This is a genomic window from Colwellia hornerae, from assembly GCF_007954355.1.
Lineage (GTDB): Bacteria > Pseudomonadota > Gammaproteobacteria > Enterobacterales > Alteromonadaceae > Colwellia_A > Colwellia_A hornerae.
The window spans coordinates 1-890 of sequence record NZ_VOLR01000092.1 but is presented as its reverse complement, the minus strand read 5'-3'; the positions used below and the strand labels follow the sequence as shown (position 1 = coordinate 890).

The following is an 890-nucleotide window of genomic DNA, read 5'->3' as shown; positions in this document are numbered from 1 at the left end:
TCTATCGCTAGATAAACCACTTTTCTCGCTGAATCATCAGACGGAAATAGCTTACGTTTCTTAATCGCCTTTCGAATCACACTGTTCAGTGACTCTATCGCATTCGTTGTATAGATGGCCTTGCGAATATCCTGAGGGTATTTGAATAGCGTATTTAGGTTCGCCCAATGCGCTCGCCAAGAACGACTGATTTGTGGGTATTTATCATCCCAACGTAAGCAGAAATTATCGAGTTCAAGGAGTGCCTCTTCTTCTGTTACTGATTGATATATTCGCTTTAAATCAGCGGTGACAGCCTTGTAATCTTTCCAGGGAACATACTTCATCGAATTACGCACCATATGAACAATGCAGAGCTGAACTTGGGTTTGAGGGAATACGGTATTAATTGCTTCAGGGAAACCTTTCAGGCCATCAACACAAGCAATGAGGATGTCATTTACCCCTCGGTTCTGAAGCTCAGTCAGTACGTTCAACCAGAACTTAGCCCCTTCATTTTCCGATATCCACATGCCGAGAAGTTCTTTATGACCTTCAATGTTTACCCCTAAAGCGAGATAGATAGCTTTATTGATAACGTGTTTATCTTGTCTGATTTTTACGACTAAGCAGTCAAGGTAAACAATGGGATAGACTGAATCTAAAGGTCTGGCTTGCCATTCAATGACTTCCTCTATCACGGCATTGGTGACACGAGATATCAACGTGGGTGAAATGTCAGCATCATACATTTCTTTGAACGTATCAACGATTTCCCTCGTTGTCATGCCTTTGGCATACAGGTACAGGATTTTATCGTCCATTGACGTAAATCGTGTTTGGTTCTTTTTGACTAATTTCGGTTCAAAGCTTCCTTCTCTATCGCGTGGGGTTTCAAGTTCAACTTGACC

Annotated in this window: 1 protein-coding gene; it reads right to left on the bottom strand. The window is 41.9% G+C overall.

The window, feature by feature from the left end:
- Positions 1-890 (bottom strand): IS256 family transposase (locus tag ESZ26_RS19085; RefSeq protein ID WP_146910742.1); only part of this gene is annotated, 890 nt, incomplete at both ends.